A 6,571-nucleotide genomic window follows, 5' to 3' on the forward strand; every position below is an offset into this window, starting at 1 on the left:
GCGCCTTCACATTGAGGCCGCAGCTCAGGAACTGATGCTGCAACTGGCGGATCATGACAGTCTGGCCAGCCAGCGTTTGAATGACACTAAAAATGCCCTGCTCGACAGTCCGCAGGTACTGAACTTTATCAGTGGTGCGGTGGTGATTTTATGCGATGCGATCAAGGACGATCTACAAAAACCAGACTCGGGGATTGCAGAGAACCTACGGGTGGCCATACAGCAAGTCGGGGAAAATATCGTTTCCAATACGGCTGTACGGGAGCTGCTCAACCAGCGCCTGAGTAGCCTCGCGGTTGAGCTCAGTGACCAGTATAGTGAAAAAGTGATTCGTTTTATCAGCGAACGCATTCACGAATGGGATTCAACCGAGATGATCGACAAGATTGAAAATGAAGTGGGTGGCGACCTGCATATGATCCGGGTTAATGGCGTTGTGGTGGGTGCCTGTATCGGTTTAGTGCTGGGCATTATCCGTGCTGTAGTTGAGCACCTGATTTAGCTTGACTCCGCGCCTTCTACACGGCTCTTCCATAAAACAACCTGACCTTATTTTTTATTGAGCGGGAGTCAGTAGCAGGAGGGTTGCCGGATCAATGTTTATTTGGAGGGTGGATTGCCCGACATATCCACAAATAAACCTGTGAATTTACGTACAAAAGGCAATAGCGTTACCACAATAGGAAAGGCAATGGCCCAGGAAATCATCCAGTTGTGAAACCAGAGTGCCATAAAGCCTTCGATCCAGCCTAAATTGCGCAGCATGTTGATCATGGAAATAATGCCGCTCATCAGGCAGGACAAAATAAAAGGCACTATAATTAAGGCCCATTTCGCCGGAAGTTTAGGAATATTGCCGATCAGGACCGGGCGTTGTTGCGAATTCATACTGACTCTTAGACTGTGGGCGGAATACTCATATTAAGCCAAATTCATTCCTTTGAAAGCAGTGTTTGGGCCTTAAAGTAGAGCATTCGAAATTATCATGATTTTCACATGATACCTATTTTGATTTTTTCAAGTTTAAATAAAAAAATGATCTGGATGAATAATTTTTCTACATTGTCATAAATTGTATTTCGTCCAAATGGTTTTACCTAAAGAGCATGAAATTTGCTATATTTGCTGTTTTTCTGCGATATCTATTTTCGACTGATTATGAATACGGCAATACAAGCAGCTCTCGATCATGCAGTGCAAACTTTACAGGCACAAGGCGTACTCCCATCTGACTGGAACAACACAAGTAGTTTGACGCGTACCAAGGACCGAAGCCATGGTGACTTTGCCTCAAATATTGCCATGATCGCGTCTAAAGCTGCCGGTATGAAGCCACGTGATTTAGCAGAAAAAATCCTGACTGCGTTACCTGAAGTGGCAGATATCAGCAAGGCCGAAATTGCAGGACCGGGCTTTATCAACTTCTTTCTGAATGCCAATCAGCGCTTTGCCGTACTGGATCAGATTCAGGCCCAACAAGCGACTTATGGCCGTACTCAGGCCAATGCGGAAAAACGCATTCAGGTCGAATTTGTTTCGGCTAACCCGACGTCTAGCCTGCATGTAGGTCATGGCCGTGGGGCAGCTTATGGCATGACTGTGGCCAATCTGCTTGAGGCCACCGGTGCCAAAGTAGACCGCGAATACTATGTCAATGATGCCGGCCGTCAGATGGATATTCTGGCAACGTCAACCTATTTACGTTATCTGCAATTAAACGGTCAGGAACTGGTGTTCCCGAAAAATGCATACCAAGGCAATTACGTTAAAGAAATCGCACAAAGCATTATCGACCAAGAGGGCGATGCACATGTACGCCCTGTGGCTGACGTGTATAAAGACGTGCCTGAAGATGTGCAATACGCCGCTGAATTAGATGCTGAAGGCAATAAAGTGGTTCTGTCAGGCGATAAAGAAAAACATATTGATGGCCTGATTTTTAACTCACAAACCCTGCTCGGTAAAGGCTACCGTGTCTTCCATCAGGCTGCGCTCAAAGCCATTCTGGATGACATTAAAGATGACCTGGGCGAGTTTGGAGTCACTTTTAACCAATGGTTCAGTGAAGCCTCTTTGACTGAAAAAATTGAAGAAGCATTACAGACGCTGGATCAGCGTGGTTTCCTGTATGAAGCTGAGGGCAATATCTGGTTCAAGTCAACTGAATTTGGCGATGAAAAAGACCGTGTGGTCAAACGCCGTAACGGCCAGACCACTTATTTCGCTTCTGACATTGCCTACCACCTGAACAAATTACAACGTGGCTATACCGATATTATTGATATCTGGGGTTCAGACCACCATGGCTATATTGCACGTGTGAAAGCAGCCATTGATGCGCTGGGTTATGACTCAAAGAAACTGACCGTACTTTTGGTACAGTTCGTCAGCTTATGGCGTGGCGGCGAAATGGTGCAAATGTCATCCCGTTCAGGCCAGTTCGTGACCTTGCGTGACCTGCGTAAAGAGGTCGGTAACGATGCAGCCCGCTTCTATTATGTCATGCGTAAATCTGAACAGCACATCGACTTTGACCTGGATCTGGCAGTATCGCAAAGCAAGGACAATGCGGTGTATTACATCCAGTACGCACATGCCCGTATCTGCCGTATGTTAGAAAAAGCTGTGACTACCGGAGTGAACTTTGATGCAGCGAGTGCACGTGCTCTGGCTGCAAAACTGGAACTGGAGGCCGAAACTGAAATTCTGGCCAAACTGGCTGCCTATCCTGAAATTGTACTGCGCGCTGCCAACAGCTATGAACCGCATCAGATTGGGAACTACCTGAAAGAACTGGCTGCCCTGTTCCATGGCTGGTATAACGAAAACAAGGTACTGGGTAATGATGCAGAATTAACCCAGGCACGTTTGCTGTTATCGGTCAACGTACGTCAGGTTCTGCGTAATGGTCTGGAACTTCTGGGCGTCTCTGCGCCTGAGTCAATGTAAAGCACTTTTTATTGACGCAAGACGAGAGCTTGGCACGAAATAAGTCTATAAAGCAAAGCACTGCTTTACATGCTCAGAAGATAAAAGCTGTGCAGAGCCAACAGGCGACCTTTTGCCATTGCTCTGCCTTGCTCATGGTTTTCCTGACTTTTATATCTATTTGAAAGTTCAAGTAAATTATAAAATCTTGAAAGTTTGCAATCTAAATAAGAATATTTAGATCCTGATGCCTCAGGATTGCGCTATAGTAAGGGCATAACTGCTGTTATGCCTTTCCTATCAAAATATAAAGAAGAGGAAATCCCCAGTGTTTGGAAAAACGCAGCGCGGTGTATCTCAAAGACCGAATAAGCCTAAAAAGCCACTGATTCCAGCTTGGCTTGGCACACTCGTGATCATTTTAATCGTGTTAAGTTTTTTAATGGCTCTCCTGTTGTGGAAACCTTGGGAGCCCGTCAAACCTAAAAATCAGGTCACTTCCCAGCATTATCAGGAAGAAGAGACCAATGAGGATTACCGTTTTTATGACCTGTTGCCACAGCAACAAGTTACTCCGATTCCAGAGCAGGCCGTTCCTGAAGCCAAATCCCAAGATACCATTGTGATTGTCGAAGCTCCTAAGCCTGAAGTGACTGAACCTGAAAGCACACTAGAACCCAGCCAGGAAATGACGGAAGCCCCCCAACCCGCACCCGCCAGTTATATTCTGCAGGTCCGCAGTTTTGATGATCCGGATCAGGCAGATGCCCGCCGTGCTGAAATTATTTTAAATGGCCTCTCGGCAGATGTGGTACGTAGTGTGGAAAATGGCAAGATCTGGTACCGTGTTGTTTCCGGCCCTTATGATTCAGCCGAAGCCGCCATTATTGCCCAGCAAACCTTGCAAAATAGTGGTATCGATTCCATCGTGGTCAAACGCTAAAATTTCGATCTTTTAAAAAGCGCCAAATGGTGCTTTTTTTATTGCTTGAATTTTCAAATACAATGCAACAGAGCTTAAAATAAGGAAAGAAAGAAAAATATCAGATTTATGCCCTATCCGATGGAGGGCTTTTCTGAAACCCGTCACCCGTTCAGTAAGCGTAAACGTATTCAGGATCGGCTTATTAAAATTGAGCAGTAGACTGGCTTTGCTGATCTAGAAATAGGTAGAGGGTGGGCAAGAACCATTCGCAAGCACTGGTTTCGATTGAAGATCGGCAGACAGGCTATCTCTGGTTGAATAAATTGCCGCTCACCTCAGGCAGAGAAAATCTGCCAAACCACAATCCGTCTGTTCTAACCTATCCAAGATCTGCTAAAAACCATTACCGCAGACAATGGTAAGGAGTTCAGCCTGCATGAGCCTGCTGCTGAAGGAAGAGAGATAAATGAATCTTTTGCTGATGTCTATAGCGCCTGGCAACAAGACTCGAAGGAAAATACCAATGGCTTAATCAGAAGATTATTAGCAAAGTTAGCGACTTGGATGACGATACGGATGCATAGCTTTCAAAAATCATGCTACGTTTGAATCATCGCTCAACAAAAAGACGCGGCTTTAACAGCCCGAGTCAGGCAGGATGACAACAACATGGTATTACACTTCACATGCAAATTTAAGTTAAGGATAAAATTTTGAAAATTTTCCCACTTAACCCACTTTTAAACAACATTTCAAGACTGGGGCGGATATTTTCACCCTCTACCGTGATATGTTTTACATTAGAATGAAAATTAGAAGCATGATCATTAAAGGTAGCTTGTATGGAGTATTTAACCCCAAACTGATCTTTAACACAGATATTTTGTTTAAGCATTTTTTTCTCTGGAAATATTATAATAAGGAAATATCAATCTAAGCTGTTAATAATAAAGGATTTTAAATTTTAGAAACTCGATGATTGAGCTTAAATAAATTATTTGAAGAAGTGTAGAAACTACGCCCATCTAGATTTAGGTCAACTTCAATACCTGACTCTAGAAGAACTCTTTTACCGACTTCCACTGTTTTTAAACCTTGACGTGTATTTTGCATTTTATTTAACGGGGTTAACGATACTAAAATTTCAGTACCATTTTGAGATTTTGCAATTAAATTATTATTTTTTAACAATTTATATCCTAGTTTTTAGATTTTCCCAATGGGGAAAGCTCTTATTAAATTTAAACATCATAAAAAAAGCACTCATAAGTGCTTTTTTATAGTACTACTTACAATTACTTAGATAGCAACAATATTTACAGCATTCGGGCCTTTTTGTCCTTGCGCTACGCTGAATTCAACTTGTTGGCCTTCAAATAAGGTTTTAAAACCTGAGTTCGCAATTTCACTAAAATGAGCAAAAACGTCTGGACCAGCTTCTTGTTGAATAAAACCAAAACCTTTAGTTTCATTAAACCACTTTACCGTACCTTTAACCACATTAGAGTTTGACATATATATATATCCTATTAATTTTTAATAATTTTTAGCCAAGCTATTGACTGAGTATAACTTTGAAATAATAAAGAATGAGACTTAAAATCTGAAAAAACGAAGGATTATAAATAAAACTGCGATACTTAAAGAAGATTTACCGAAACAAGACTTTTTTCTAGTTAAACTCACTATACACTAAAAATAAAAAATAATCAAGTTTTCTTATATATATATTTATTTATTTTATAAAAAGGCGATTACGCAAAAGAATAAAGTCATCCAGCATCTTGAAGCAGACATTTACACGACTGGGGTACGCCTATCAGAGAGATTATAAAAACAAGCCAACTATTCAAGTGTATAAAACCTGGGCCTAAGCAGGATTCAGATTAAAATAGAAACCTATCTAAGGTGAAAATTTCTTATAGCCCATAAAAAGGACGCCTAAGCGTCCTTGTTAGTGCTCTGAAAGCTGGATCAGTCAAATAAGCGGTCAAAGAATGATTTTTTCTTTGGAGAGGTCTTGCTTCCCTCACCTTCCATAGTCGCTTGCAATTCTTTCAGTAATTCACGTTGACGTGCGGACAGATTGACAGGTGTTTCCACCACGATACGACAGAGCAGATCACCTTGCATGGTCGAACGTACCGGCTTCACGCCCTTACCCCGTAAACGGAACAGTTTACCGGTTTGAGTGCCTTCAGGAATTTTCAGACTGACACGCCCATCCAGAGTTGGAATCTGCACTTCTTTACCCAAAGCCGCATCCGCAATCGAAACAGGCACATCCATATACAGGTCGGCCCCATCACGCTGGAAGATTTCATGCTCACGCACCACCACTTCAACGTATAGATCGCCTGACTGACCATCACGGATCGCTTCACCTTTACCGGTCAGACGTACACGGTCGCCATTGTCCACGCCCGCAGGAATAGTCACTTCCAGCGTTTGCTGACGTTCAGATACACCCGAGCCATGACATTTATTACATGGATTCTTGATGATCTTGCCCTGACCACGACAGGTGCTACAGGTTTGCTGTACCGAGAAGAAGCCTTGCTGCATACGCACCTGGCCAGCACCATGACAGGTCGGACAGGTTTCTACATCATGTGGATTTTTAGAACCTTTACCATCACAGGCCTCACAAGGTGCCGGTGCAGTAAAAGTAATGGTTTTCTTGACGCCCTTGACCGCTTCTTCCAGCGTCAGCTCCAT

Annotated in this window: 8 protein-coding genes; 3 read left to right on the forward strand and 5 right to left on the reverse strand. The window is 43.1% G+C overall.

Annotated features, from left to right (window positions below):
• A partial coding sequence (locus E2K52_RS12900) for a DUF445 family protein (RefSeq protein WP_151205459.1) occupies positions 1-502 on the forward strand: 502 nt, incomplete at its 5' end.
• Between the two features lie 98 nt (positions 503-600).
• Here the strand turns inward: E2K52_RS12900 and E2K52_RS12905 are convergent.
• Positions 601-888, reverse strand: coding sequence for a DUF2798 domain-containing protein (locus E2K52_RS12905; protein WP_151205460.1), 288 nt, complete (start codon positions 886-888; stop codon positions 601-603).
• Positions 889-1,158: 270 nt separating this feature from the next.
• Here E2K52_RS12905 and argS point away from each other — a divergent pair, with 270 nt between their 5' ends.
• Together argS and E2K52_RS12915 are read left to right on the forward strand one after the other, a co-directional pair.
• On the forward strand, positions 1,159-2,949 hold the full coding sequence (argS, locus tag E2K52_RS12910; protein WP_151205461.1) for an arginine--tRNA ligase: 1,791 nt from the start codon (positions 1,159-1,161) through the stop codon (positions 2,947-2,949).
• 307 nt (positions 2,950-3,256) lie between these two features.
• Positions 3,257-3,871 carry an SPOR domain-containing protein gene (locus tag E2K52_RS12915; protein WP_151205462.1) on the forward strand — a complete coding sequence of 205 codons (615 nt, stop codon included), beginning with the start codon at positions 3,257-3,259 and terminating at the stop codon, positions 3,869-3,871.
• Between the two features lie 676 nt (positions 3,872-4,547).
• Here E2K52_RS12915 and E2K52_RS12920 read toward each other — a convergent pair.
• The 4 genes from E2K52_RS12920 to E2K52_RS12935 all read right to left on the reverse strand — a co-directional run.
• A complete protein-coding gene (locus tag E2K52_RS12920) occupies positions 4,548-4,748 on the reverse strand; it encodes a hypothetical protein (protein ID WP_151205463.1) in 201 nt (66 codons plus the stop codon).
• A gap of 62 nt (positions 4,749-4,810) precedes the next feature.
• Entirely contained in the window at positions 4,811-5,044 is a 234-nt protein-coding gene (locus tag E2K52_RS12925) for a hypothetical protein (RefSeq protein ID WP_151205464.1), read from the reverse strand.
• A gap of 108 nt (positions 5,045-5,152) precedes the next feature.
• Entirely contained in the window at positions 5,153-5,368 is a 216-nt protein-coding gene (locus E2K52_RS12930; RefSeq protein WP_151205465.1) for a cold-shock protein, read from the reverse strand.
• A gap of 459 nt (positions 5,369-5,827) precedes the next feature.
• On the reverse strand, positions 5,828-6,571 hold a 744-nt coding region (locus E2K52_RS12935), incomplete at its 5' end, for a molecular chaperone DnaJ (RefSeq protein ID WP_151205466.1).

The sequence above is a fragment of the Acinetobacter sp. RF14B genome (genome assembly GCF_006864105.1).
Taxonomy (GTDB): Bacteria; Pseudomonadota; Gammaproteobacteria; order Pseudomonadales; family Moraxellaceae; genus Acinetobacter; species Acinetobacter lwoffii_C.